Origin of the sequence: Tetzosporium hominis, from assembly GCF_002265435.1 — a bacterium.
Classification (GTDB): domain Bacteria; phylum Bacillota; class Bacilli; order Bacillales_A; family Planococcaceae; genus Chryseomicrobium; species Chryseomicrobium hominis.
This window is the reverse complement of sequence record NZ_NOKQ01000252.1, coordinates 29,810-55,350: the sequence shown is the minus strand read 5'-3', so window position 1 is coordinate 55,350 and position 25,541 is coordinate 29,810. Positions and strand designations below refer to the sequence as shown.

Genomic DNA, 25,541 nt, shown 5'->3' with positions numbered 1-25,541 from the left:
ATGTCTGTTCGTTTTTAATTTTTTCAACGAATAAAAGAAAACTGAATATTCTCAACTTATTTATGCGACACTAGTGAATTTAGTACTATAAAGAAAACACCCTCAAATGTTTTGAGGATGTCTAAGTCATACTGTTTTCAGCAAAAGCCGGAATGTGAGAATGAGAAGGGCCAAAAAGGTTACTTTCTCAATCAGACCGCCTGTCCGAATATGGGCGATACGGAATCGCTTCGCCTTAGGAATGGGATACAGGAGCGGCACACCTTGAGGGTTCAGCATGTCGAGCAGCACGTGGCTGATTGCACCTACGAAGAAGCCAAAAGCGATTGGGTAGGAGTATGAACTGAATTCGGTCAGTCCCAGCCCGGAATAGAGAAGCAGGCTGAACAAAGCAACGATAAGCGGGGAATGAGTTGCTCCGCGGTGCGTGGTCGTACGTCTCACTAAAAAGCCAAAAGGTTTCAAACGGTTGCTGATGAAACTGTTCTTGTGGTCGATGTCTGGCGCAACCGAGCCGATCAGGGTAGCGACGGCGAATGGCACCACTTGCTCTGGCGACACATACTCGGTATGTTGAAGAACCGCGAGCGTGATGAGCGCCCCACCAGCGAAATGGGTCTTGTATTGCATGAGAAACCTCCTTATTTATGGTGCTAGTCCATAATAAGGGGTATATGTGTTCGATACAATACGCCAAATGCAGTATTAATGGATGATTAGTAACTTCTATTACAAAACGAAACGAGGCGATTCCTATTCAATCGATACACAAGCAAGGCGAACGCTTTTGGTACAGTACGGCTGTCTCTTTAACTGTAAGCATCAAATAGTGAACACGTTTTAGTTATTCAAAAGAAAAGAAAGAAGTAGAAGGTTTTTTACTGGTATTGAGTTTGAAAGGTCAGCTGAAAATGTATTGGGGCTTGTCAGAGAGCTGAAGTCTAGATACAAAACCATCATCTGATAGGGTTTGGAGTGGGGGCTACGACTGCTTTGTTATGCAGTAAAGGTGAGGATGTAGATGGGGATATTGGGATTTTGTGGTTCTGGTATCGTGAATTTTTTAGATATACTCCAAGGGTGTATGGCTCTTCTCCTCTACCGTAAAAAGGAGTGCGTGAGCTTTGATGACAAACTTTCCGAATTCAGAAATCTGCGAGTAGAATACTTTGAAGAAAGTGTCGATTATGAGGATACTCTTGCTTTGAGAAACACTCAAGGACCAGGGGAGTGAGTCTATCATCAGACTGCTCTCTTTATAAATATGATAAAGGGGAGAGCGGTTTACCATTTTGGTATGAACATAATCAACTCGGAACCATTTCAACTCTTCGTTCGTATGAATATATGGCACAAACTTAATAGTGTTATTTTGAAGGAAGGTTGTAAAAGATATGAGATATAGACATGTGATGGCCGTTTTAGTGAGCAGTGTATTAATAGTCTTAGGTATATTGTTTGCTCAAATCCAATCGGCTGATGTAACTTCAGGTGGCGAAATAACCAAAGAGAAGAATGTTGTCGCGTCCAAGTATCCAGGTATCGAGATACATACAAAAATTGAAGAGACGGATACGTACAAATCTGCGGTTCACGTTCCCTTGTTTGTGGATGATAGATTGAATGTGGAGATCAATAAGTATGTTGAAAACCAAATAAAGTCATTCCATAGCGACCTAAACAAGAACTTAAAAGTAAGTCCATCACCCCAGTGGCAGTCAGAACTCTATATAACGTTCGATGTGTACCAAGTCTCACCTTCAATCTATTCGTTTTCCATTGATACAAGCTCTTATCTCGCTGGAGCTAATGGGAATCAGACTACTAAATCGATTACGATGAATGTCGAGACAGGTGAACTTGTGGAACTAGAGGATGTACTAAAGAGCGGTGTCGAGATAGAAAAAAGGATTCTAGATGACATTAAAAAATACATACTTGCCTCGGAAGAAGATGCGCCTTATTTCTTTGAAGAAAGTTTAATGGAAATCTCCGATACGTTGTATGAAAAGGGCCTACTAACAAAGGATTCTCTTTATTTCAAGTTTGATAAATATGAAATCGCGGCAGGTGCCGCAGGATTGGTAGAAGCGAAGATTCCACTTACTGAATATGAACCTTTTTTGGAAGATGAATGGCGGTCGATCTTAACACTGAACACCATCGATTCATTAGATGGAGACGAGGATAAGGGTAATGAAGGTATCGTAGCTAAAGAGGAAAAGCAAGAGAAAAAACTTTCGAGGGACATGAAAAAAGTTGCTTTGACTTTTGATGATGGTCCCCATCCTCAAAATACGCCTGCAATATTAGAGTTACTAAAACAATATGACATGAAGGGTACCTTTTTCCTGCTTGGCAGCCGCATCGAGTTCTATCCTGACATTGTGAAGACTATAAAAGAACAAGGGCACGAGATTGGCAATCATACGTGGAACCACAAACAGCTTACATCACTAGCAGAAAGTGATATCCGAAGCGAGGTCGATAGTGTAGATGAGTCTCTTGAAGTGATAATTGGTGAGCCATCCACTGTGTTTCGTCCACCCTATGGAGCTACTGACGATACCATTGAAAAAATTGTAGGGGAGCCGTCTGTGTTGTGGACGATTGATACGCTCGATTGGAAGAACCATGATCCACAAGCTGTATTAAGTGCAGTAGAGAGCGACTTGCATCCGAACGCCATCATCCTCCTGCATGACATTCATTCATCTACAGTTGAAGGAGTCAAGCTGGTCTTAGAATATTTGCAATCAGAGGGGTATACTTCTGTTACAGTTTCTGAGATTTTATCTTTTCAGGAAGAATAGAGGTACAGGTACAACGTGTCTAAAATAGTTAAAATTAAAAGCGGTCCGGGATTGATGATTCTAATATCTTTATGAAGTTAATTTCAAAGAACTTTAATTTTATTGGTAAAGAACTTTAATTGAAAATCCATATCCCCATAGTTACCAAAGCAGTAAGAAAGATTACAATAAAAGGAATTACCTGTTCGGTTCTCTCCATAGATAAATAGGGTTTAGCAATCAGGACTGCTAAAAGTAATGCTATCCAGTGAAGAATGATAATCCCTCGATAAATTAAACCATCATTTTCGTATGAACGAAAGTTTTCGTAATTTGTATACAAACCAGCGAAACCACTACCGGCAAGCACACCACTAACAATTGCTAAAATAATTTGTTTCACAAGAATCATCCTCTATAAAATACTTCTATATTTAGAATAAAGTATAGTCGTTCTGTTCTAAACTATGAGCAATGAAAAACTGAGCCGAGTAATAGGTCGACATGATCAAGAAAGTCGATTGGGGTACATCCGATACAAACATGTTCCAGGACAAAATAGAATCAGATAGTACAAATAGCAAACTGCCTAGTATGGCCCATTTGCTTCTGGTCATGATGGCCGTCCAAGCCATAAGTGAGATGACAATCACATAAGCAATAACTGGAATGACGAGAGCAGTATTTTCGTTTTCCATCAGAGCAGTAACTAATGTTTGACCCATAAGGAAAGAGTAAGTGAGTATGAAAAGAATCATTGCGAAACGGATTTTAGAAAACTTCCAGGCTCTACTGAATCCCACTACATAAAATAGATGTCCTACTAAAAATGTTGCTAGTCCAAGAATAAAAGAATAGGCAATGAAGCCATCTGCCAGCATACAAGTAAACAATCCTACTAGAAGAATCCATTGAGTAGGATTAGGTTTGGAACGGCATTGCAAGTATGCATAAACAAGGATTAAAATCATAGGAATGAGCTTAAACGTTACTTTAAGAATGGTAGGATCTTCTGGGATACTAAAGATATAAAGGCCAGCCATGAAGAAGATAAGAAGAGGCAAAACGAATTTTTTCATCAACACATCACTCCTACTGCTTTTACTAAAGATTATGGTTTGGGGTAGATGACTAGGACTTCTTCAAAAGAGACTAGTTATCCTTTATTTTCATGAAAGATTGTGAGTAGGCTATTGTATTGAATCTACAAATAACGAATAGGAAGTGCAACATGATCTATATCGAGACGACTAGATTGCGATTGCGTGATTGGCAAGAAGCTGATTTTGAGTCTTTCAGCCGAATGAATGCAGATGAAGAAGTAATGAGGTATTTCCCTAAAACTTTATCAAAAGAAGAATCTGATGCTTTTGCGCAGGCAATTATTGCAGAAATCAAAGAATTCGGATTTTGCCTATATGCCGTGGAAGTAAAAGAAACAAATGAGTTCGTTGGATTTATCGGATTTCACAGAGCTACTTTCGAATCTGACTTTACTCCGTGTATCGAAATTGGCTGGAGACTGAAAAAAGAAGCGTAGGGAAGAGGCTACGCAACCGAAGGCGCAAAAGCTTGTCTGCAGTATGGATTTGAGGAATTAGGATTTGACGAAATCTACAGCTTCACAGCAGATATCAATGAGCCCTCAAAACACGTGATGAGAAAAATAGGGCTGCAGTTTGTGAAAGAGTTTGATCATCCGAGAGTGGATCAAGGTAGTCCGCTGCTGAAGCATGTTTTGTATCATCTACGGAGAAGTTACAACTAGCCTTCAACCTGCCACAACAAAGTCGAAATTGACGGGATATGTGCCCGTCAGATTGTTAGGATATTAATAAGGAGTTGAAAGCCATGGCGTGGGTAGAGTCGATACAAAAGGCAATTGAGTTTATGGAAAATCATCTACTGGACGATATCACGGTAGACGATATTGCGAGGCAGGCACATGTGTCGCCGTCTCATTTCCAAAGGACGTTTTCGGTTTTGACGGAAAGTACAGTCGGTGACTATATCCGAAGACGGCGTTTGACGTTAGCTGGAGAAGAGTTGCTGACTACTGATGCGAAGATCATCCACCTGGCCTACAAGTATGGCTATGACACTCCCGAGGCTTTTACGAAGGCTTTTCGCAGACAGCATGACATGACGCCCAGTGAAGCGAGAAAGAATAAGGGGAAGCTGCAATCCTATAATCGCTTGATCATTCAAGTGTCCTTGAAAGGGGCAAAACCAATGAAGTACACGATTGTTGAAAAAGAGGCGTTTCAAATCGTTGGAGTAAAGCGGGAGTTTTCTTCCGTGGGAGAAGAAGAGAATGTTGTGGGGATTCCGGAGTTTTGGCAAGAGGTCAATCAAAATGGAACAACTGATTTATTGTTTCAAGTAAATGATGGACCCATCGAAGGGGTGCTCGGTGTTTGTGGAGATGTTAGTGAAACGATAGAAGAAGGACGTAAGTTTGATTATTGGGTAGGAGCAGCACATTCGGGAGGCGTTCCCGAGGGAATGCAAAGCCTCACACTTCCTGCTTCCAAGTGGGCCGTTTTTGAAGTGCGCGGACCTATGCCTGTCGCGATGCAGACTGCGTGGAAACAAATTTTCTCCGAATGGTTCCCATCTACGGGGTACGAGCATGCCGGCACATTCGAATTCGAATTGTATACCAATGAAGATCCAAGCAGTCCAGATTTGTATTCGGAGATTTGGATTCCTGTTAAGTAAGAGCATTATTAAAACCTATACCTCTAGATTAAAGCGACCTTGTTGAGGTCGTTTTTTCATGAATAAAAAAAGGCGCCTCAAAAGGCACCTTCCACTATTACTACGCCGCTTCCAAAGTAGAAGCCACTTCCGAAATGATGATCTCGCTTCCGAGCATTGGAGACTCTTCGCCACTGTTTCCTGAACGAGAATGAGATTCTTTGAATGCGTCGCTGTTTCTCCACTGCGTGAAGTCCTCCATCGTGTTCCAGTACATATTGACGTTTAGTTCATCGTACTCCGTAAGGTTTTGTGTGATCCACACTTCGACTTTTACAAAGCCGTTCATTTGTTGTAAGGCACCTGGTTTCGTAAACATCGGCGCCATCTTTTCAGCGAAACCGGATTTCATCTTGATGCGATTTGTTACGATGATCATCTCTAGATTCCTCCCATTGATTTAATGTGTTCCAACAACTCCACCTTATTCCTTTCGAAGCCTGTTGTCGAATCATAGATGACTACTTTATGTGATAATGGAATCGTACTCCAAATCTATGTGGAAAGTCATTCTGCACGATTGAGCCGGTCTGCATAGGTTTTGACTGGCGAGACCATATGAGAAAATAGTTTCATGAAATAAAAATAAGGGAAAATAAACATAAGAAACTGCCTATTTTTAAGAGGGCACAATGATCGGAATTAGTAGTAGCTAGTTTATAGAGATAAAATAAGTAATAAGGGGAGAATGACCATGGATTATTTTAAATCGCATTTACCCGAAATGCTAGAAAAGCTTGCGGAGCTTGTGAACATCGATAGCGGGTCTCGCTATAAGGCAGGTGTTGATGAAGTTGGGAAGCGACTAGCAAAAGAATATAAAGAATTGGGCTTTCAGGTAGACGTCCATGAAAATAAAAAGCTTGGAAACAACTTAGTGATTCGGCATCCGGAAGCGACTGAGCCAAAAGTGCTGCTGATTGCCCATATGGATACGGTGTTTCCAGAAGGAACGGCAAAAGAACGTCCGTTTAAAATAAAAGGGAAACACGCATACGGGCCAGGAGTTGCCGACATGAAAGCCAGCTTGATTAATCTGGTGTATGCGATGAAGTACTTAAAAGAAGTGACACCGGAAACGCTTAACAATGTGGTGATCATTCTAAATGCAGACGAAGAGATTGGGTCTCGCACGTCTCGCAAGTTGATAGAAAAATGGGCTAAGGTCGTCGATTATGCGCTTGTGATGGAACCTGCTAGAAAAGACGGCTCTATCGTCTCTTCTCGTCGCGGAGGAGGACGCTACATTTTTAAAGTGAAAGGGAAGTCAGCGCACTCTGGAGTCGCACCTAAAGAAGGGATCAGCGCTATTGAAGAGCTGGCTCATAAGATTACGAAGCTTCATAAACTATCCGATCATGACAAAGGCATTTCTGTAAGCGTGGGAAGAATTGAAGGCGGCAAGTCGATCAATATCATCCCCGATTCCGCAGTCGGCTATGTCGATATTCGTGTCCGCAACAAGCAGCAGGGACTTGAGCTTACAAAGCAGATCGAGAAGATTGCTTCGGTACCTGATGTGGAAGGTACGAGCATTGATTTAGAAGGCGGCATCAATCGCCCGCCGATGGAATTTAACGAAAAGAATCAGAAACTACTTGGAATCATCCGTGCTGTGGGGGAAAGACACGGCATCAAAGTCAAAGATACTCATACAGGTGGCGGTTCAGACGCCTCGTTCCCATCGTATTTAGGCGTGGCGACGATAGACGGTATGGGGCCAATCGGTGATAAGATGCACAACGAAGGCGAAAATATTTTGATTGAGTCGATTCCAAAGCGCGCGCTGCTACTGGCGGAGACGATTCGGGAATTATCGAGTTAAGTCCTTGTAAAAGAATCATTTCGAAGGCCCATGCATACAATTAGAGAACGCTAAAAATGTATGCAAAGGAGTACGAGATGATTAGTGAGTTTGCTCAAGGGGGTTGGAATCCCTCCAGGGTCGTAGTATTAGCACGTGGAGACGTGACCGGTGACAGAATTTCGGACACTGTTTATTTGACCGGAATCAAGACACCAGATAGCCCTTTTGTTCAACAGATCACTCTGCATATTCAGGACGGAAGATCTGGCAGAGTGACGCGCATCCCGCTTCAGGAAAATGCAGGGTACAACCCTACGATTTTCTTGGGTGATTTTACAGGAGATGGCGTGGACGACATCTTCATCAGTATTAATACACTCGCTTGGTGGGAAGGTCGATTCGTGTTGTAGAATCAGTTTGTCGCGATTTATGGAAGCTCGAATCCGAGCTGAAGGGTTATACAATTTAAGAAAAACAAGCGATTTCATGAATTTTCACAAATCCTAAGCATTTAGGATTTGTGTTTTTTTTATTTTATTCTTGAACTTTGTGGCTAGGAACATAAGAGAATAGTTGGATTGCAATTGGAAAAAGTGTTTGCTTGAATCCTTCGGAAAACGAAAATATAGGGCAACATTCCGATGTAAAATTCAAAATATTCTGCTAAAGTGGTGACAGAAGGAAGAAATACTACATACAACTAGAAAATTTACCAGGAGGACCCAATGAAATACTTCATTTCAGTCGACATGGAAGGCATCACAGGACTACCGGATCACACATTTGTCGATTCTTCCAAACATAACTACGAACGGGCACGGCGCATCATGACCGATGAAGCCAACGCCATTATTGAAGGTCTCCTCAAAGCGAAGGCCACCTCGATTTTAGTGAATGACAGCCATTCCAAAATGAACAATCTCCTTGTTGAAGAGTTGAACCCAGCAGCAGAGCTGATCACGGGTGCAGTGAAGCCGTATTCGATGGTGCAGTCTCTTGATGACTCGTTCGATGGAGCCATCTTTGCGGGGTACCACGCGCGTGCAGGAATGCCGGGTGTGATGAGCCATACGATGATCTTTGGTGTGCGGACAATGTACATCGATGACGTGGAAATCGGCGAGCTCGGTTTCAATGCGTATGTAGCGGGTCACTTCGGCGTTCCTGTCATCATGGTAGCTGGAGACGATGGTGCGTGCCGAGAAGCAGAAGCACTGATTCCAAACGTCACGACAGTCGCCGTGAAAAAATCGATTACTCGTCAAGCCGTCCAAACTTTGGTGCCGTCGATGGCACAAGAGCTACTCAGAGAACAAGTCCAAAAAGCGGTAGCGAATAAAGACAAGGTGCAGCCACTGGTGCCGCCTAAAAATCCGACGCTTCGCATAGAATTTGCTAACTACGGGCAAGCCGAATGGGCAGCACTTATGCCGGGATGCGAAATCATTGAAGGAACGACCATTGTGAAATTCGAAGCAAAAGATATATTAGAAGCCTATCGTGCCATGCTCGTGATGGTGGAACTGGCGATGCAGACAACATTTTGTTAAAGGGGGAAGCTTATGCTCAAGTACACATTGAAACGCTTCGTCATGATGATTGCCACGATTTTGATCATTGCGACGCTGACGTTTGTTTTAATGCACTCCATCCCGGGCTCTCCGTTCAATGAGGAACGGACGACAAACGAAGCCATACAGCAGAACTTGGAACGCTTTTACAAGCTCGACCAACCACTGCCGGTGCAGTACGCATATTATTTAAAATCGATTGTGACGTTTGATTTTGGACCGTCCATCAAAAAGCCGAACGAGTCGGTCAATGAACTGCTCGCGAGGGGGTTCCCGATCTCCTTCGAACTGGGGATGACGACCATCTTGGTCGCTGTGATCTCAGGGATTTTACTTGGAACGTTTGCAGCACTACGACATAATGGCGTGATTGATTACGCGGCGATGACGTTTGCGGTATTTGGCATCTCGATTCCAAACTTCGTGCTAGCTACGCTACTCATTCAGAAGCTAGCTGTTGATTGGAACATCTTACCGCCAGCCACCTGGTCGAGTCCGCTCCATATGATTTTGCCGGTCGCCGCACTCGCCACGGGTCCGATGGCCATCATCGCACGTCTAACACGGTCCTCGATGCTCGAAGTATTGACACAGGATTACATCAAGATGGCGCGGGCGAAAGGGTTGAGTCCTTTCCGCATCATTGCAAGGCATGCACTGCGTAACGCGTTGATGCCAGTCGTCACTATCATGGGGACGATGCTAGCAGGGATTTTAACAGGGACATTCGTCATCGAGAAAATCTTTGCGATTCCGGGGATGGGAAAATACTTCGTGGAAAGCATCAACAACCGCGATTACCCGGTCATCATGGGAACAACGGTATTTTACAGTTCCTTCTTAGTATTTATGTTGTTCTTAGTCGATATCGTCTACGGCTTCCTGGACCCACGAATCAAACTACATAAGAAAGAAGGTGAGGCGTAATGACGAACCTTCGGGAAGCAGCACTACCGCAACAGACCATTCCAGATGAGTGGTTTCAAAAGAAGAACAAAGATTTAGAGAAAGCGGAAGAAGTCGTCCGCCCGTCCCTTTCGTATTGGAAAGATGCGTGGCGCCGGCTTAAGAAAAACAAACTGGCCATGACAGGCTTAGTGTTCTTAGCCTTACTTGCCTTATTCGCGATTTTCGCACCAATTTTGTCGCCGTATTCGGTGACACAAGTCGATTACCCGAATCAGAACCAGGCACCATCTGCTTCGCACTGGTTTGGAACAGATGACGCAGGACGAGACGTGTTCACACGGACTTGGTACGGAGCCCGGATCTCACTCTTTGTCGGCTTGATGGCCGCCCTGATTGATTTCTTTATCGGAATCATCTACGGAGGCTTCAGTGGCTACAAGGGTGGAAGAGCGGATTCAATCATGATGCGTATCATTGAGATCCTTTACGGATTGCCACATTTATTAGTCGTTATTTTATTAATGGTAGTCATGGGAGCGAGTTTGACGACCATCATCGTCGCCTTGACCGTGACCGGTTGGGTAGGTATGGCTCGGATTGTAAGGGGTCAAGTCCTGCAGATCAAAAACTATGAATTCGTGACAGCATCGAAATCGTTTGGTGCGAGTACGCCGCGAATCATTCGTAAGAACTTATTACCGAATACGATGGGACCGATCATCGTACAGATGACATTGACGGTACCAAGTGCCATCTTCGCAGAAGCGTTCCTTAGTTTCTTAGGACTCGGGATTTCCGCACCGTATGCGAGCTGGGGTGTGATGGCAAGTGACGCGTTGCCGGTCATCTTGTCCGGAGACTGGTGGCGCCTGTTCTTCCCGGCGTTCTTTATCTCCGTGACGATGTTTGCATTTAATGTACTAGGTGACGGGCTGCAAGATGCACTGGATCCGAAGCTGAGGGGGTGACAACGATGAACAATGAACAACAGCTTGCGGCAGTAAAAGAAATGGAGCGCGAGAAGCAGCTAGATGCCGAGCGATCCGAGCAAGAAGTGGTCGATGTTCAGCAGACGACGCAGAAACACCGCAAAGTCGTATCGACCGAGAAGGTCCTCGAAGTAGAAAACCTGCATGTGTCCTTCACGACGTTTGGAGGAACCGTACAAGCGGTGCGAGGAGTCTCGTTCGACCTGTATAAAGGCGAGACACTTGCCATCGTTGGCGAGTCAGGATGCGGCAAGTCCGTGACGTCAAACGCCATTATGGGTTTGATTCCGCAGCCACCAGGGCGTATCTCGGACGGGAAAGTCCAGTTCAAAGGACGCGAGCTGACGACGCTGACGAAAAAAGAACTGCGTAAGATTCAGGGAGTCGATATCTCGATGATTTTCCAGGACCCGATGACCGCTCTCAACCCAACGCTCACTATCGGGGAGCAATTGATGGAAGGGGTACGCACCCACTTCAAGGTCTCAAAGTCTGAGGCGAAAGAAAAGGCACTTGCGATGCTGAATTTGGTCGGGATTCCAAATCCAGCGGAACGCTTGAAGCAGTATCCGCACCAATTCTCTGGAGGGATGCGCCAGCGTATCGTCATTGCCATCGCGCTGATCTGTGAACCGGAACTACTGATTGCAGATGAGCCGACGACGGCACTCGACGTGACGATTCAAGCGCAGATTTTAGAACTGTTTGAAGAGATTCAAGCGAAGACGGGCGTCTCGATTGTGCTGATCACACATGACCTCGGTGTCGTCGCCAAGATTGCCGACCGCATCGCTGTCATGTATGCAGGAAAGATCATTGAGATTGGGGACAAGCGGGAAATCTTCTACACGCCGCAGCACCCGTACACACAAGGGTTACTGAACTCTGTACCGCGTCTCGATCTTTTGGAAGAAGAGCTCCAACCTATTGATGGCACACCGCCGGACCTGTTCGCACCGCCAAAAGGCTGTCCGTTCACGGCACGCTGCCCGTTTGCGATGAAAGTATGTGAGCAGGTCCATCCGGCCACAACGACTTTGACGAAGACACACGCAGTGGATTGCTGGCTGCAAGACGAACGAGCCAAACAGCTTTGGGAAGCATAACGTACTAAGGGGATGAAAGCACAGCCGTGCATTCACATAAAAAAGAGGACAAGGGGGATTTTATACGATGAAGAAATGGCTAGTACTACTGTTCACAGCTTTCGTGGCTATCATGCTTGCTGCATGTACTGCGAACGATGATGCAGGAAAAGACACGACAGAGAAAGACCCGGCTGGCGGAGAAGAGACCGCTGCTGAAAAAGTATTGTACTTGAACAACGGTTCTGAGCCGACAACATTTGACCCATCTGTTGGGTTTGACGCGGTATCTTGGAACGCACTGAACAACTTGATGGAAGGTTTAACGCGCTTAGGTGAAGATGACCTGCCTCACGAAGCTACAGCAGAGACAATCGATGTTTCTGAAGACGGCTTAACGTATACGTTTACTATCCGTGAAGATGCGAAATGGTCAAACGGTGACCCTGTCACAGCAGGTGACTTCGTTTACGGCTGGACTCGTATGTTAGATCCAAACACAGCATCACCAGCAGCATTCCTTGGCTACTTTATTGAGGGCGCAGAAGCATTCAATACGGGCGAAGGGACTGCAGAAGACGTAGCTATCAAAGCAGTCGATGAAAAGACATTCGAAGTAAAATTAACAGCTCCAACAGATGCTTTCTTGAACATAATCACGAATCCAAGCTTCTTCCCGGTCAATGAAAAAGTGGCTACGGAAAATGACAAGTGGTTTGCAGACGCAGAATCATTCGTTGGGAACGGACCATTCAAACTGGCTTCATGGGAACATGATGCAAAAATGGTCTTTGAGAAAAATGAAAACTACTGGGATGCAGAGACTGTAAAACTCGATAAAGTCGAGTGGGCAATGGTCAATGACTCCAACACTGAGTACCAAATGTATGAATCTAATGAGCTAGATGTGTCAGCTGTACCAGCTGAACTTGCAGAAGAATTGATGACAAGCGATGAAGTAACAAATGAAGATCAGGCAGGAACGTACTTCTATCGTTTCAACACAACGATGGAACCGTTCACGAATGAGAAAGTTCGTAAAGCCTTTGCGATGGCTGTAAACCAACAAGAAATCGTGGAGTTCGTTACAAAGAATGGTGAAAAACCAGCACACGGTTTCGTATCTTATGGATTTACTGGTCCAAGTGGTGGCGACTTCCGTGAAGAAGTTGGCGACCTAGTGATGACGAACGCAGAAGAAGCGAAGAAATTGCTAGAAGAAGGCATGAAAGAAGAAGGTTGGTCAACACTTCCTGAAGTGACATTGACGTATTCAACTTCTGACACGCACCAAAAGATTGCAGAAGCTCTACAAGCACAGTTTAAAGATGCACTAGGCGTCGATACGAAGCTTCAAAACGTAGAAGCAAGCGTATTTGCATCTGAGCAGAAAGAATTGAAGTATCAGTTGTCTCGTTCTTCATTCTTGCATGACTACGCAGACCCAGTGAATGCAATCGAGAGCTTTATCACAGGTTCCTCTATGAACCGTACAGGTTGGTCGAACGAAGAATTCGATAAGCTGATTGCCGATGCGAAACAAGAAACAGACGCAGAAGCGCGCTGGGAAATGCTGAAACAAGCAGAGCAGATCTTGTTTGAAGAAGCTCCGATCTTCCCGATCCACTTCTACAACCAAGTAAGCTTAGAAAAACCATCTGTTTCAGGAATCGTGCGTCACCCAGTCGGGTACCTCGAGTTGAAATGGGCAGATAAAAACGAATAGAGGTGTGCGCCACACGAGTGGCGCCCCTTCTGTTTTTCTTAGAGAAAAGGATGCATCCTTTTCTGTCAGAAGGCCAGAACTAGGAGGAAAACAACATGAGAATGCGTCCAAACAGGTTGCAACAAGGAGATACCGTAGCGGTCATCGCACCATCAAGTCCGCCGAACTTAGAGAATCTTAAACGAGCGCTCCCGTTTCTTGAAGAGCTCGGACTGAAGGTCAAGATGGGGAAACACGTGGAGAACGTTTACGGGTACCTCGCAGGTACGGACGACGAGCGTCTTGAAGATCTGCATAACGCCTTGCGTGACCCAGAAGTGAAGGGCATCATCTGCGCAGGAGGCGGGTTTGGAGCCGCGCGTTACGCTGAACGAATCGACGCCGAATTGATGAAAGACAATCCAAAAGTCCTTTGGGGCTACAGCGATATCACGATTTTACATACCGTCTTTGGCAAGTTCGCAGACATGGTCACATTCCACGGACCGATGCTTGCATCAGACGTCGGAACCGACAACTTCCAAGAGCTGTCGCGCAACCAGTTCTATCAATTGTTCGGACCAAAAGAGCTGCACTATACAGAAGACATTGCACCACTTCACGTCTGGCACGGTGGTGTCGCGGAAGGCATGATTGTCGGAGGCAACCTATCGCTACTCGTGAACTCATTAGGCACGGAGTACGAGATCGATACAAAAGGAAAGCTGTTGTTCATTGAAGACATCGATGAAGAACCGTACCGAGTCGACGGCTTGTTGAACCAACTGCGTCAGGCAGGGAAGCTCGATGACGCTGCAGGAATTGTTGTTGGAGACTTCGCAAAAGCAGAACCGAAGAAGCGCAAGACGTCTCTGACGCTCGATCAAGTCCTGGAACACTATGTGGGCCGTTTAGAGAAGCCCGTTGTCAGTGGCTTCAAGATTGGCCACTGTGAGCCGCACTTTGCGATTCCATTAGGGGTCGAGGCGAAACTCGATGCGGACGCTAAAACATTAACACTCCAACCTGGAGTCCAATAAGGAAGGAGTTTGACCGTTGCTGATTCATTCGATTGAAACACAGGTGGCCGCTGTGCCACTTATCAAACCATTTAAAACGGCCCTCCGCACGGTCACAGTCGCGGAAACCGTTATCGTTAAAGTCACCACTGAAGACGGAGCAGTCGGCTGGGGAGAAGCGCCTCCGACACACGTCATCACCGGAGACTCGCTTGCGAGCATCCAGTTTGTGATTAATTCAGTGTTTACACCTCAACTCGTTGGAGAAGACCTGCGGCATGCGGAACGCATCTTTAGTAAGCTGCACCGGTCACTCGTAGGCAACTCGAGTGCGAAGGCAGCTGTCGATATGGCGCTTCATGATTTGCTCGGTCAGCTCGCTAATCAACCCCTCGTCGAACTACTTGGCGGGTACCGTAGTAAGATCGAGACCGACTTTACGGTCAGCGTCAACAGACCAGAAGAGATGGCGGAAGATGCGAAGCGCTACATCCAAAATGGCTTCAATGTATTGAAGGTCAAAGTTGGATTAAACGAAATTCAAAAAGACATCGAGCGCATCCGTGCGATTCGACAGGTCGTAGATCCGACTGTCTTAATTCGTTTAGATGCAAACCAAGGATGGTCTCCGCGAGAAGCAGTCCGCGCTATCCGTACGATGGAAGACGAAGGCCTCAATATTGAGCTCATCGAACAGCCAGTCAAAGCACACGACATTGATGGATTGAAATACGTAACAGATCACGTAGATACACCCATCATGGCGGACGAGAGTGTCTTCTCACCACAAGATGCCTTGCGCGTCTTGCAGCTCCGAGCAGCAGACCTCATCAACATCAAACTGATGAAGGCAGGTGGCATCTACCAGGCAAAAAAGATCAACACGCTAGCAGAGAGCTTCGGCATACAGTGCATGGTCGGCAGCATGATCGAGACCAAGCTCGGCATCACTGCGGCTGCTCATTTTGCAGCGAGCCAGCCGAACATCACGCGATTCGATTTCGATGCGCCTTTGATGTTATCTGAGGACATTGTAAAGGGCGGCATCATATACCAAGGAAGAACGATTCGGTTCTCCGATGCGCCTGGACTTGGCGTTACAGATGTACGAACGAATGAAGAACGGGGGAATGACAATGACAACGAATTGGGTATGCGCGGTCTCCGTAGCAACCGTGTGGACGTCACCTGAAGCACCGCGAGAGATCGACCAGTTCGGGCTTGAACATCCAGTGCAGCTGAACAAATGGATTGAAAAGATGCGTTACGAGGAACTACTCGACTTGTGCGATGGCAACCGCGTACAGACGCAACTCCTTTACGGGGAGCCAGTTATCGTCGACTCAGTTGAAGGGGACTGGGCAAAAGTCGTCTGTCCGTGGCAAGGGTCCAAAAAAGATGAACGCGGCTATCCGGGATGGGTTCCGGTGAAGCAGCTTGCGGAAGTCGAGCAAAGCACTCCACAGCAATTTGCCCGAGTGAAAGTCGGTAGATCTCAGCTCTGGACAACTGAGAAGCAGCCGCTCCTAGTTCTATCGTTTAATACTATACTTCCTGTGAGTGGGGTGTCGGAAGAGTTCACTGTGGTGCAAACTCCTCATGGAGAAGCGCTCCTAGCAACATTCAATATCGAACTTGTAACGGCTCTTGATGCTTTACCAAAGTTGGACGGAGAAGCGATTGTGAAGCTTGCACTTCCGTTCCTTGATCTCCCGTACTTCTGGGGAGGCATGTCGAGCTACGGCTATGACTGTTCAGGTTTCAGCTACCAGATGACAAAAGCAGCAGGCTACTTGATTCCACGAGATGCGAGCGACCAGGCAGTGGCAGGATTAGAAGTAAACAAAGACGATCAAAGTGAGTGGCAGCTAGGCGACCTGTTGTTCTTTGCGAACGATGAAGGTACAGGCAGTGTACGCCACGTTGGCATCTATTCCGGCAACGGACAAATGATCCATTCACCGTCAACAGGACAGTCGATTGAAATTCGAACTTTAGAAGGTACGAAATTTGTGAAAGAGCTGTGCGCAGTAAGACGCTTTGCACGTGTGAGAGAAGGGGTGACGTTGTGACGAAAGAGGCATTATTGACAGTAGACAACTTGAAACGTCATTTCGACGTCGGTAGCAACCAGACATTAAAAGCCGTGGACGGCATTTCCTTTGAGATCCAACGAGGCGAAACGTTTGGCCTCGTTGGAGAATCGGGTTGTGGGAAATCCACAGCAGGCCGCACGATTTTAGGCTTATACAACAAGACAGAAGGCGCCGTCGCCTACGAAGGTCAGCAGGTGCATGAGATGACGGGAGACGAGCGTCAGGCGTTCCTGAGAAAGATGCAGATGATCTTCCAAGATCCGTACGCTTCCTTGAACCCACGTTCCACGGTCTTTGAAATCATCGCAGAGCCAATGCAAATCCACGGTCTGTACAAGACGAAAAAAGAAGTCCAAGAACGCGTCTACACGTTACTCGAAGACGTTGGTTTGAACCGTGACCACGCCAACCGTTACCCGCATGAGTTCTCAGGTGGTCAGCGCCAGCGAATCGGGATTGCGCGTGCTCTAGCGCTCGACCCAGAATTCATAATCGCAGATGAACCGATTTCCGCACTCGACGTATCCGTCCAGGCACAAGTCGTGAAGTTGCTTCAGAAGCTGCAAAAAGAAAAGGGCCTGACGTATCTGTTCATCGCCCACGACCTGTCCATGGTCAAGTACATCTCCGACCGCATCGGCGTGATGTATCTCGGTCACATGGTCGAGCTGACCACGAGCGAGCAGCTATACGAAGAGCCGCTGCACCCGTATACGCAGGCATTGTTATCAGCTATCCCGATTCCGGATCCGGACGTCGAAGAATCTCGCCAGCGCATACTGCTTAAAGGTGAGCTACCGAGTCCAATCAATCCGCCATCTGGCTGTGTGTTCCGAACGCGCTGTCCTTATGCGATGGATGTTTGCGCTGCAGAGAAGCCGGCTTGGAAAGAGCAGAAGCCAGGGCATTTTGTGGCGTGTCATTTGTATAACTAGCTAAATGAAGCCACCAGACGTCTAGAACGTTTGATGGCTTTGTTTTCTTATTTTTGAATCAATTGGGTAATGTCATAGTTGAAATAGTCTACATTGCGCTTTGCTTGAGTATCTTTGAAAAGAAGGTTCTTTTCTACTAAAAAGTTCAATGCTTGTCTTGCCGTTGCAGGTGAGATGTTGAGTTCTTGTGAAATCTGATTTGCAGTTGTGTTGGGATATCTAAATGTTAAGAGATATGTCTTCTTTTGAATTTCTTTATCGCACTTCGCTAACCCACTCTTTGCTATTTTTTCTGCATCCTCTAATAATAAATTTAATTTATCGGCCATACGATTAGAGGCTTGCAAGAAAAATTCAATCCATTCGGCCCAACTTGGATTCGTTCCCCTGGTAGTATTCAAATAGTGATAATATTTGAAGCGCTGCTTTTCAAGCTCTTCACTGACAAAAAAGATAGGGCTTGATATTAGATTGGATTGCACAGAGTATAACGTGATTAAAATTCTTCCCAGGCGACCGTTGCCATCTAAGAACGGATGGATAGATTCAAATTGTGCATGCATCACAGCTAGCTTTAGAAGAGATGGGCTATTTTCATCGATAATAAACATGTTTTCTTTTACTAAATGATCCACAGTAAGAGGTTGTCCATAAGGATGTTTATTAATAAAATTCTCCCAATTACTTAAGTAGGCTGCAATTTCATTTGCATCTACGGGTATATAAGATGCATCTTCAATTTTGTTGCTTGGTCCAATGAAGTTTTGTATTTTTCTAAACTCACCACTACCCTCAGTTGTTCCCCTTGAATCTTTCATTAAAAGTACATGTAATTCTAAAATTAATCGTGTAGAGATTGGATAGCCATTTCGAATTTGTTCATACCCATGTTGAAGTGCTTTTCGATAATTCTCAACTTCATTCATCTGAGGTGTGATTTTGGTTTTATGAGCTTTTTCGATCATCTCTATAAATGTAACTTGAGTACCTTCAATTCGAGTAGATTGCACAGATTCATTCAAAGACAGTGTATTGATTAATTCCGCCCCTAGTACAGAATATTTAAACCGTTCATCTAATCGTCCAAGTTTATTTGAAACTTCATGTAATAAGAGCAATAGATTTGTTGCTTTAGAAAGTGGGATTGAGACAGGTAATTTTTGAATACCTTTTATTGGAGACATTTTAAACACTCCTTAAGGAAAAAATATTGAAATTCTTATTTAATTTAATATAATATATCACTTTAAAGAATGAAATGATATAAAATTATTTTATTGTAACAGTGTTTTCAAAAATTGTGATAACTATTCTATTGAATATCTGACGACTTTACTTGTTGAATTTCTATAAGATAAAGGTATGATTTTCTTAACTGATTATTAGTAGGTAAAGGTGGATGTTGCAATGAATGAATTAATCGTATTTAGTGATTTATACAAATTTCTAGGTTCACTGGGTCCAATGAGGATCTCTATGACGGGAAAGACCTTGTCTATAGGTTTCACACCTATGAAATTTGCAGGGAAGATGGCGAAATTCGCCACCTTGAATGGTGAGAAAAATTATAGATGTTTGATTCTTCATGTAGATGCTGGAAATCCCAACTCTACCAGAGGAATCGAGATTCAAAAACAAGCTCAAGCACTTTTAGGTTTTGAAATTGAATCCCTGCGAAAGTTTAAGCGAAAGGGTCATGAAGTCTATATTCCACTAGAAGTTTTAGTAGATGCTTCAAATTTAAAAGATGCGAAAGAATTGATTAAAAATGAGTATATAAAAGTAGCATCCAAATTTTAAAAGTTAAGGTGTTGTATACGAGTATATACATATACAAATATACTCGTATACGCCAGCAGGAAAGTTATCAAAAACGGCTGGTTCCCTAAACAGGAGCCAGCCGTTTGTATTTACTTCTTACAATACAACTCCACAAAATGAGAAGGGTTCAATGTCTCACCTGTCACACGACGAATTTTTTCGTTCCAGTCATATAGAGCGGCTGGTTTGAAGAAGTCGTTCAGAAGCATCTCACCCGCTTCTTTTGTAAAGAACTCTGGAGAAATCTGCGTCTCGATATGGCGCTGAAGTTGTGCAGCCATCAGTTCGCCTAATAAGTAGTTCTGGTAGTAGACAGGAGCTAGTGTAAAGTGGATCTTCGCTGCCCAGTCGGGGTTATTCGTTTCCTCAGGTGGCGTGACGAGTTGGATGTCGTTCACCGTTTTCCACCAAAGCGCGTTCAAGTCTTGGTCCGGATTTGCGTAGAGTTCTCTTTCGAAGTACACGAACGTCACGATCCAGCGCATCGAAATCAGCATCTGCAGTTGTTGGAACTCTTCAAGTTCAGGCGCGAGCTCGTTCACTGTCGCTTCGTCCATTCCTAGAAAGCGGCTTAACCAGCGAGGATCTTTGCCCATCTTGCCGTACATCATCGCGATGGCTTCTGTCGTCAATGTATGGCTGTTTGTCCGTAACGTGAACGGCAGATCCATGTCGAGGTATTTGAAATACGCTGCGTGGCCAAATTCATGCAAGTTCGTCTCCGACCAGTAGGCATTTTCTTTCAAGTTACAGAGCACACGGACGTCACCAGAGCGGTCAATATCCATACAGAAAGCCGTCGGATTCTTCTTGTCTCGCGGGAAGAGGTCACTCTTTGCATAGAGGTCATCCACTTTGATGCCCATCGCATCAAATGTATCCGTCGTCAGCTGCAGGATATCTTTTCCTTTATAGAACGTATCCAAGTTTGTTTCATCAGAAGGCGGTGCTTCTTGGAAGAACGGGTCCACGTAATGCCAGGGGCGAATGTCTTCTGGAGCGATGCCAAATTTCTTAGCTAGGCGCGCGTCTAGTTTCTCTTTCATTGCGCGGTATGCATCTTCGGACTGTTCGACCAGATCATTGAAGATACGGAATACTTCGTCACGGTCCAGTTCCTGCAACTCGAAGCTCATCTCATGATAGTCGTTGTAGCCGAGAAGGCGCGCTGCTTCATTGCGTTTCTTCACGAGTTCGAGCAAATCTTTCTCAACGGCTTGGCCGACTTCCTTACTAGCGAACCAAACCTTTTTACGGAGCTCCTGGTCTTCACTTGTCATCAAGACTTCCCGAATGTCATTCGCAGAATAGGCTTTGCCATCTACTTTAGGTGAGTACGTGTTGAACACTAAATTTAATTCTGCGTCTCGTTTAGCGAGATCTTCAATGATCGATTCCGGAAGTTGGTTGCTCTTCATGTCATTCAACAAAATCTCGAGTTGGCGTTTCTCGATTTCTGTTCCTTCGCCAGAAGCAAGGAAGGCCTGGACCTGCTCGTATTTCTCTTTCGAAGAGAACAGCAGGTTGTACTGCGTGTCCGCGTCTCCAGCTTTCTCTGCCCACTCGGCCTCGCCCGTCGTCTGTGCCATCCAAGAGGCTTCTGAACCAACTTTATAGAGGCGTTCCGTTTCGTTATTAAAGTCATTTAAAAATGTCTGTAGGGTAGTCAATTACATCCCGTCCTTTCTCCATACTTATATTTCGCCACCCGTAATGAAAAGTCCTTTAAATTAGTAAAACATTCCCTAGCTAATCTAAAGTGGATGGTATAAAGTGGTATTATAAATATAACTATTGGAGGGGAACCCGCATGTATGTAGAAAAAGATACGATTTCAGAGGACTTGAAGGAGTTGCTCGCACTTCCTCATCATGTGAAGAGTTTCGCGAAAGATAGTTACTTGTTCCAAGAAGGCGATAAGATCCAGCATCTGTTCTTTCTGACGAAGGGGAAAGTGCAGCTTAACAAAGTGAGCTCGGATGGTCGAGAGCTGACGCTTCGTATCTGCGGAGAAGGGCAACTGCTTGGAGAGGTTTATTTGTATTCACCAGACGCTAATTACATGCTCGATGCGAAGGTAAAAGAAGACGCGACGTGCTACATGTTTCCAATCAAAGAGCTAGAGAACGAGCTGCAACACAATCCGAAGCTTGCCGCAGCTTTCATGAAGTGGATGTGTCTGAACCAGCAGAAGACGCAGACGCGCTTCCGGGACCTGCTTTTGAACGGTAAGAAAGGGGCACTTTATTCGACGTTGATTCGTTTGACCAACAGTTACGGTGTCGAGAAAGCAGAAGGCATCTTGATCGATGTCCATTTGACGAACCAAGACCTCGCAAACTTCTGCGGTATGGCGCGTGAAGTGACGAACCGGATGCTAGCGGATTTGAAGAAGCAGCAAGTGGTGTCCACGATGGACGGTAAGCTACTGGTCCGTGACGTGGCCTATTTAAAAAATGAAATTCAATGTGAGCACTGCCCGTTGACACTATGTCGCATTGATTAACTAAATACATGATACTGAACCACTTCCGAGCCGGAAGTGGTTTTTTGCGGTTTGAGAATGCTCAAAGGGACTTTGGTAGAAGAAACTGGCCTCGATGTAGAAGAAATCCCTCCGCATGAAGAACAAACCACAAGACATGTAGAAGAAACCCGCGCCAAAGCAGATGAACACCCGCTCACCCAACCCCCATCAGACAAAGTTTGACAAAAGTATGAAATGATTTCACATTTACTGTAGATTTTTGTCACAGATGTGATATTTATCACAGTTGCCCGCATAGGATTGCTTTACGCTTAACACAACAAGAACTTAGGTGAGGTGAACGGATTGGCTAAGAAGCAGCAAGTACAAGAAGAGAATCTAAAAGGGACATTGATCAGTGTCTTTTTTGTGGGATTTGTCATTGTGGCCATGTGGGTGGCGGTTTACCTAATGTATCTAGCAAACTAAGCGAAAAGGAGAATACCTATGCATCTTCATAAATATGAAAAGATCTGGATGACGTTCGGCATCGCGGCCCTCGTCGTGTTCCTGAGCATTGTGGGCGTGAGTGCCTTCTCTCATGAACAGCACACACCAGCGGGTGGTATCGAGACGATTGATCAAGAGAAAGTAAAAGAGACGGCTCCGTTCAATGAGCCGGGTGTCAAACAGCTCGACGAAGACACGTATCAAGCAACAATCGTAGCTATGGCTTTCGCATACGAAGCACCGGAGCTGAAAGTGCCAGTCGGCAAAGAAGTGATTTTCAAACTTACAAGTACGGATGTTGTACACAGTTTTACAATCGACAATACAAACGTCAATATGATGGTGGTTCCAGGGCAAGTGACGACTAAGTCGTACACATTTAAAGAGCCTGGGAAATATCTGATTCTATGTAATGAATACTGCGGAACCGGTCACCATTACATGTTCGCGGAAATTGAGGTGACAGAAGAATGATAGCAGCAGCAGATCGTAAATTAGCCCTTTGGAACATCGGTGTCGCCTACGCGGCCTTCTTGATCGGAACCTTAGCTGGATTGCTTCAAGTTTTCATTCGTAACGATAAATTGGTTCTTCCGGCATGGTTGGATTACTATCAGATCTTAACGGCACACGGCGTGCTTCTCGCACTTATTTTTACAACCTTCTTCATTTTTGCATTCTTTATCACGGGTATGAGTAAAAGCTTAGGCGCATTCGGACCGAAAGTGTTGCTGTGGAACTGGATTGGTTTTGTTGTAATGCTAGCTGGTACAGTCCTAGCAACAGTCATGATTGTCAGCGGGAAAGCGTCTGTACTCTATACGTTCTATGCGCCGCTGATGGCAAGCGGTTGGTACTATGTAGGTCTTGCTCTATTTGTGGTCGGTAGTTGGATCATGAGTTTCGCACTTGTAGGCCATTATATGAAATGGCGTAAAGCGAATCCTGGTGAATTAAGTCCACTGTTTGCTTTCATGACTGTTTCGACGATTATTTTATGGATCATTGCGTGTCTTGGAGTTGTAGCGACTGTGTTGTTCCAGTACATTCCATGGGCATTCGGTTGGGTCGATACGATCAATGTCGAGCTGAGCCGTTCACTGTTCTGGTATTTCGGTCACCCGCTCGTGTACTTCTGGTTATTACCAGCATATATGGCTTGGTACGTGGTTGTACCAAAGATCATCGGAGTACCGGTATTCAGTGATGCGCTTGCTCGCTTAGCATTTATCCTATTCATCCTGTTCTCGATTCCTGTTGGATTCCACCACCAGTTGATGGAGCCGGGGATCTCGAACTTCTGGAAGTTCTTCCAAGTCGTCTTAACATTCATGGTTATCATTCCGTCCCTAATGACAGCGTTCTCGATGTTTGCGAACTTTGAACGCGCAGGTCGTAAAAATGGTGGAAAAGGCTTGTTCGGCTGGTTCACACAACTTCCTTGGAAAGATGTGCGTTTCACATCACTATTCATTGCAATGGCATTCTTCATTCCCGGGGGAGCTGGCGGGATTATCAATGCTAGTTTCCAACTAAACGAGATTGTCCATAACACGCTTTGGATCGTCGGTCACTTCCACATCACAGTGGGAACACCGGTTGCGATGACGTTTATGGGATTGACGTTCTGGATGATTCCGTATCTGACAGGTCGCAAGTTCTCAAAAACAATGCAAAAGCTTGCGTTCATCCAGATTGGAACTTGGACAGTGGGAATGATTTTGATGAGTACAGCGCAGCACATCTTAGGACTTCTTGGAGCGCCTCGCCGTACGGCTTTCTCGAACTACAACAACCATCCTTCTGCACTTGAGTGGTTTGATGGAATCTTGACGAACCACGTGACGATGGCAGTCGGAGGCAGCATCTTGTTCTTATCGGCTATGTTACTCCTTTACATCGTCATTATGAGTGCTTTCATTTCACCAAAAGCGGTGGAAGCTCATGAATTCGTAGAGTTCCCATTAGCAGAGAGTGATAAACAAGCAACACCGAAGATCTTCGAGGATTGGAAAGTCTGGATTGGAATCGCGTTTGCGTTGATACTTGTGGCGTACGCTGTCCCAATCATTCAAATGATTCAAGATGCACCGCCTGGTTCTAAAGGATTTATCACATGGTAGGAGTTGAGTAGAATGTTCTTGATGCTAGTTTCCATGTTCCTTGTCATTGTCTTGACCACGGGTATTTTTATTGAATTGACTACAGAAGAAGAGTGAGGAGAGCCCCGCTGCCTGGAGAGGTAGTGGGGTTTTTGAATTCGATAAAAGTAGGATATACTAAAGACACTACTACTGGAAAGGGATGGGGAATCATGTTCGAAATCATTAATGCTAAGAAAGAACGGCTTGATAGTAAGCGTCCTCTTCCAACATACTCCATCCAAAGTTTACGCGAGAAACTATTTTTAGAATGGACTTATAATTCCAATGCGATTGAAGGAAATACACTGACTCTTCAAGAAACTAAGGTAGTTCTAGAAGGGATTACTGTAGGTGGCAAGACACTTAGAGAGCACTTAGAAGTTATTAATCACCAAGAGGCGATTCGCTATGTGGAAGAGATTGTCCAAACAGGAGAAACCCTCTCCGAGTGGCAAATTAAAAATCTGCATCGTCTCGTACTTAAGGGGATTAATGATAGCTATGCAGGAGTATATAGAGATCAACAAGTATTTATTTCAGGGGCAATTCATACGCCACCCTCTCCTATGAAAATTCCAGAGCAGATGGAACGTCTGATTCAGTGGTACGAGGAAGAGGCCCAGGGATTGCATCCGGTAGAAAGAGGGGCCATGTTACACGCGCTCTTTGTGGGAATTCATCCCTTTATCGATGGAAACGGGCGAACCTCTCGATTGTTACTGAATTTAGAGTTGATGAAATCAGGATATCCACCTATCATTATTCGAGTGGAGAATCGTTTAGCATATTACAGTGCACTTGATAAGGCTCACACAACAGAAGATTATGAGGATTTTATTGAATTGGTTGCTAAAGAAGTGGAAGCTTCTCTGGATTTGTATCTAAGTACGGTGGAAACGATATGAGAAAAGCCCGACATCCATTATTAATA

Annotated in this window: 25 protein-coding genes and 1 pseudogene; 20 read left to right on the top strand and 6 right to left on the bottom strand. The window is 45.1% G+C overall.

Translation table 11 applies throughout. The features are described from left to right. Window positions 1-126: 126 nt before the first annotated feature. A complete protein-coding gene (locus CF394_RS11815) occupies window positions 127-630 on the bottom strand; it encodes a metal-dependent hydrolase (protein ID WP_094943890.1) in 504 nt (167 codons plus the stop codon). A 764-nt stretch (window positions 631-1,394) separates the two neighbouring features. Here CF394_RS11815 and CF394_RS11805 point away from each other — a divergent pair. Then, window positions 1,395-2,813: a polysaccharide deacetylase family protein gene (locus tag CF394_RS11805; RefSeq protein ID WP_094943887.1), complete on the top strand. Its 1,419-nt coding sequence runs from the start codon at window positions 1,395-1,397 to the stop codon at window positions 2,811-2,813. Between the two features lie 115 nt (window positions 2,814-2,928). Here CF394_RS11805 and CF394_RS11800 read toward each other — a convergent pair whose 3' ends face one another. Beyond that, window positions 2,929-3,195, bottom strand: a complete 267-nt coding sequence (locus CF394_RS11800; protein ID WP_094943885.1) for a hypothetical protein — start codon at window positions 3,193-3,195, stop codon at window positions 2,929-2,931. A 31-nt stretch (window positions 3,196-3,226) separates the two neighbouring features. Further along, window positions 3,227-3,871, bottom strand: coding sequence for a lysoplasmalogenase (locus CF394_RS11795; RefSeq protein WP_094943884.1), 645 nt, complete (start codon window positions 3,869-3,871; stop codon window positions 3,227-3,229). 152 nt (window positions 3,872-4,023) lie between these two features. On the opposite strand from CF394_RS11795, the pseudogene CF394_RS11790 reads away from it, so the two are divergent. Next, window positions 4,024-4,560 (top strand): annotated as a pseudogene (locus tag CF394_RS11790) (GNAT family N-acetyltransferase). Window positions 4,561-4,643: 83 nt separating this feature from the next. Beyond that, entirely contained in the window at window positions 4,644-5,513 is an 870-nt protein-coding gene (locus CF394_RS11785) for an AraC family transcriptional regulator (protein WP_094943883.1), read from the top strand. 100 nt (window positions 5,514-5,613) lie between these two features. Here the strand turns inward: CF394_RS11785 and CF394_RS11780 are convergent, their stop codons facing one another. Continuing rightward, the gene (locus CF394_RS11780) at window positions 5,614-5,931 is read right to left on the bottom strand and encodes a heme oxygenase (protein ID WP_094943881.1); all 318 of its coding nucleotides are present in this window, start codon (window positions 5,929-5,931) and stop codon (window positions 5,614-5,616) included. A 315-nt stretch (window positions 5,932-6,246) separates the two neighbouring features. Here CF394_RS11780 and CF394_RS11775 point away from each other — a divergent pair, with 315 nt between their 5' ends. The 11 genes from CF394_RS11775 to CF394_RS11725 all read left to right on the top strand — a co-directional run bounded on the left by CF394_RS11775 (window position 6,247) and on the right by CF394_RS11725 (window position 17,668). Then, window positions 6,247-7,377, top strand: coding sequence for a M20 family metallopeptidase (locus tag CF394_RS11775; RefSeq protein ID WP_094943880.1), 1,131 nt, complete (start codon window positions 6,247-6,249; stop codon window positions 7,375-7,377). Window positions 7,378-7,454: 77 nt separating this feature from the next. Then, window positions 7,455-7,769 carry a hypothetical protein gene (locus CF394_RS11770; RefSeq protein ID WP_094943879.1) on the top strand — a complete coding sequence of 105 codons (315 nt, stop codon included), beginning with the start codon at window positions 7,455-7,457 and terminating at the stop codon, window positions 7,767-7,769. Between the two features lie 315 nt (window positions 7,770-8,084). Further along, window positions 8,085-8,909 (top strand): D-aminopeptidase DppA, encoded by an 825-nt coding sequence (gene dppA, locus CF394_RS11765; protein WP_094943878.1) that lies wholly within the window; start codon window positions 8,085-8,087, stop codon window positions 8,907-8,909. Window positions 8,910-8,921: 12 nt separating this feature from the next. Then, window positions 8,922-9,857 carry an ABC transporter permease gene (locus CF394_RS11760; protein ID WP_094943877.1) on the top strand — a complete coding sequence of 312 codons (936 nt, stop codon included), beginning with the start codon at window positions 8,922-8,924 and terminating at the stop codon, window positions 9,855-9,857. Then, the gene (locus CF394_RS11755) at window positions 9,857-10,807 is read left to right on the top strand and encodes an ABC transporter permease (RefSeq protein WP_094943875.1); all 951 of its coding nucleotides are present in this window, start codon (window positions 9,857-9,859) and stop codon (window positions 10,805-10,807) included. The genes CF394_RS11760 and CF394_RS11755 overlap by 1 nt, the downstream gene beginning before the upstream one ends. A 5-nt stretch (window positions 10,808-10,812) precedes the next feature. Further along, window positions 10,813-11,934, top strand: a complete 1,122-nt coding sequence (locus CF394_RS11750) for an ABC transporter ATP-binding protein (RefSeq protein WP_243370832.1) — start codon at window positions 10,813-10,815, stop codon at window positions 11,932-11,934. A 67-nt stretch (window positions 11,935-12,001) separates the two neighbouring features. Continuing rightward, a complete protein-coding gene (locus CF394_RS11745) occupies window positions 12,002-13,639 on the top strand; it encodes a peptide ABC transporter substrate-binding protein (protein WP_094943874.1) in 1,638 nt (545 codons plus the stop codon). 95 nt (window positions 13,640-13,734) lie between these two features. Next, window positions 13,735-14,658 (top strand): S66 peptidase family protein, encoded by a 924-nt coding sequence (locus tag CF394_RS11740; protein ID WP_094943873.1) that lies wholly within the window; start codon window positions 13,735-13,737, stop codon window positions 14,656-14,658. Between the two features lie 16 nt (window positions 14,659-14,674). Next, window positions 14,675-15,829, top strand: coding sequence for a mandelate racemase/muconate lactonizing enzyme family protein (locus CF394_RS11735; RefSeq protein WP_094943872.1), 1,155 nt, complete (start codon window positions 14,675-14,677; stop codon window positions 15,827-15,829). Continuing rightward, window positions 15,774-16,709 (top strand): C40 family peptidase, encoded by a 936-nt coding sequence (locus tag CF394_RS11730; RefSeq protein WP_341476741.1) that lies wholly within the window; start codon window positions 15,774-15,776, stop codon window positions 16,707-16,709. Before CF394_RS11735 ends, CF394_RS11730 begins: the two co-directional genes overlap by 56 nt. Then, window positions 16,706-17,668: an ABC transporter ATP-binding protein gene (locus CF394_RS11725; protein ID WP_094943868.1), complete on the top strand. Its 963-nt coding sequence runs from the start codon at window positions 16,706-16,708 to the stop codon at window positions 17,666-17,668. Before CF394_RS11730 ends, CF394_RS11725 begins: the two co-directional genes overlap by 4 nt. 47 nt (window positions 17,669-17,715) lie before the next feature. On the opposite strand, the gene CF394_RS11720 is transcribed toward CF394_RS11725, so the two are convergent. Then, window positions 17,716-18,852, bottom strand: coding sequence for a Fic family protein (locus CF394_RS11720; RefSeq protein WP_094943866.1), 1,137 nt, complete (start codon window positions 18,850-18,852; stop codon window positions 17,716-17,718). Window positions 18,853-19,075: 223 nt separating this feature from the next. On the opposite strand from CF394_RS11720, the gene CF394_RS11715 reads away from it, so the two are divergent. Next, window positions 19,076-19,468 (top strand): hypothetical protein, encoded by a 393-nt coding sequence (locus CF394_RS11715; RefSeq protein ID WP_094943865.1) that lies wholly within the window; start codon window positions 19,076-19,078, stop codon window positions 19,466-19,468. Between the two features lie 110 nt (window positions 19,469-19,578). Here the strand turns inward: CF394_RS11715 and CF394_RS11710 are convergent, their stop codons facing one another. After that, window positions 19,579-21,159, bottom strand: a complete 1,581-nt coding sequence (locus tag CF394_RS11710; RefSeq protein WP_094943863.1) for a M2 family metallopeptidase — start codon at window positions 21,157-21,159, stop codon at window positions 19,579-19,581. A gap of 140 nt (window positions 21,160-21,299) precedes the next feature. Here CF394_RS11710 and CF394_RS11705 point away from each other — a divergent pair, with 140 nt between their 5' ends. The 5 genes from CF394_RS11705 (at window position 21,300) to CF394_RS11685 (ending at window position 25,515) form a co-directional block, all read left to right on the top strand. Next, window positions 21,300-21,995: a Crp/Fnr family transcriptional regulator gene (locus CF394_RS11705; protein ID WP_094943861.1), complete on the top strand. Its 696-nt coding sequence runs from the start codon at window positions 21,300-21,302 to the stop codon at window positions 21,993-21,995. A gap of 327 nt (window positions 21,996-22,322) precedes the next feature. Continuing rightward, window positions 22,323-22,445: a cytochrome C oxidase subunit II gene (locus tag CF394_RS11700; protein WP_100353891.1), complete on the top strand. Its 123-nt coding sequence runs from the start codon at window positions 22,323-22,325 to the stop codon at window positions 22,443-22,445. Between the two features lie 18 nt (window positions 22,446-22,463). Beyond that, on the top strand, window positions 22,464-22,940 hold the full coding sequence (locus CF394_RS11695; protein ID WP_094943859.1) for a cytochrome c oxidase subunit II: 477 nt from the start codon (window positions 22,464-22,466) through the stop codon (window positions 22,938-22,940). Then, the gene (locus CF394_RS11690; RefSeq protein WP_094943858.1) at window positions 22,937-24,589 is read left to right on the top strand and encodes a b(o/a)3-type cytochrome-c oxidase subunit 1; all 1,653 of its coding nucleotides are present in this window, start codon (window positions 22,937-22,939) and stop codon (window positions 24,587-24,589) included. The genes CF394_RS11695 and CF394_RS11690 overlap by 4 nt, the downstream gene beginning before the upstream one ends. A 191-nt stretch (window positions 24,590-24,780) precedes the next feature. Further along, entirely contained in the window at window positions 24,781-25,515 is a 735-nt protein-coding gene (locus tag CF394_RS11685) for a Fic family protein (protein ID WP_094943857.1), read from the top strand. The last annotated feature ends 26 nt before the right edge of the window (window positions 25,516-25,541 follow it).

What these genes read in the sequence shown, in the direction of transcription:
- CF394_RS11815 (WP_094943890.1), bottom strand. Translation starts at nt 630, where the DNA reads ATGCAATACAAGACCCATTTCGCTGGTGGGGCGCTCATCACGCTCGCG.
- CF394_RS11805 (WP_094943887.1), top strand. Translation starts at nt 1,395, where the DNA reads ATGAGATATAGACATGTGATGGCCGTTTTAGTGAGCAGTGTATTAATA.
- CF394_RS11795 (WP_094943884.1), bottom strand. Translation starts at nt 3,871, where the DNA reads ATGAAAAAATTCGTTTTGCCTCTTCTTATCTTCTTCATGGCTGGCCTT.
- CF394_RS11785 (WP_094943883.1), top strand. Translation starts at nt 4,644, where the DNA reads ATGGCGTGGGTAGAGTCGATACAAAAGGCAATTGAGTTTATGGAAAAT.
- CF394_RS11780 (WP_094943881.1), bottom strand. Translation starts at nt 5,931, where the DNA reads ATGATCATCGTAACAAATCGCATCAAGATGAAATCCGGTTTCGCTGAA.
- CF394_RS11775 (WP_094943880.1), top strand. Translation starts at nt 6,247, where the DNA reads ATGGATTATTTTAAATCGCATTTACCCGAAATGCTAGAAAAGCTTGCG.
- CF394_RS11770 (WP_094943879.1), top strand. Translation starts at nt 7,455, where the DNA reads ATGATTAGTGAGTTTGCTCAAGGGGGTTGGAATCCCTCCAGGGTCGTA.
- dppA (WP_094943878.1), top strand. Translation starts at nt 8,085, where the DNA reads ATGAAATACTTCATTTCAGTCGACATGGAAGGCATCACAGGACTACCG.
- CF394_RS11760 (WP_094943877.1), top strand. Translation starts at nt 8,922, where the DNA reads ATGCTCAAGTACACATTGAAACGCTTCGTCATGATGATTGCCACGATT.
- CF394_RS11755 (WP_094943875.1), top strand. Translation starts at nt 9,857, where the DNA reads ATGACGAACCTTCGGGAAGCAGCACTACCGCAACAGACCATTCCAGAT.
- CF394_RS11750 (WP_243370832.1), top strand. Translation starts at nt 10,813, where the DNA reads ATGAACAATGAACAACAGCTTGCGGCAGTAAAAGAAATGGAGCGCGAG.
- CF394_RS11745 (WP_094943874.1), top strand. Translation starts at nt 12,002, where the DNA reads ATGAAGAAATGGCTAGTACTACTGTTCACAGCTTTCGTGGCTATCATG.
- CF394_RS11740 (WP_094943873.1), top strand. Translation starts at nt 13,735, where the DNA reads ATGAGAATGCGTCCAAACAGGTTGCAACAAGGAGATACCGTAGCGGTC.
- CF394_RS11730 (WP_341476741.1), top strand. Translation starts at nt 15,774, where the DNA reads ATGACAACGAATTGGGTATGCGCGGTCTCCGTAGCAACCGTGTGGACG.
- CF394_RS11720 (WP_094943866.1), bottom strand. Translation starts at nt 18,852, where the DNA reads ATGTCTCCAATAAAAGGTATTCAAAAATTACCTGTCTCAATCCCACTT.
- CF394_RS11715 (WP_094943865.1), top strand. Translation starts at nt 19,076, where the DNA reads ATGAATGAATTAATCGTATTTAGTGATTTATACAAATTTCTAGGTTCA.
- CF394_RS11705 (WP_094943861.1), top strand. Translation starts at nt 21,300, where the DNA reads ATGTATGTAGAAAAAGATACGATTTCAGAGGACTTGAAGGAGTTGCTC.
- CF394_RS11695 (WP_094943859.1), top strand. Translation starts at nt 22,464, where the DNA reads ATGCATCTTCATAAATATGAAAAGATCTGGATGACGTTCGGCATCGCG.
- CF394_RS11690 (WP_094943858.1), top strand. Translation starts at nt 22,937, where the DNA reads ATGATAGCAGCAGCAGATCGTAAATTAGCCCTTTGGAACATCGGTGTC.
- CF394_RS11685 (WP_094943857.1), top strand. Translation starts at nt 24,781, where the DNA reads ATGTTCGAAATCATTAATGCTAAGAAAGAACGGCTTGATAGTAAGCGT.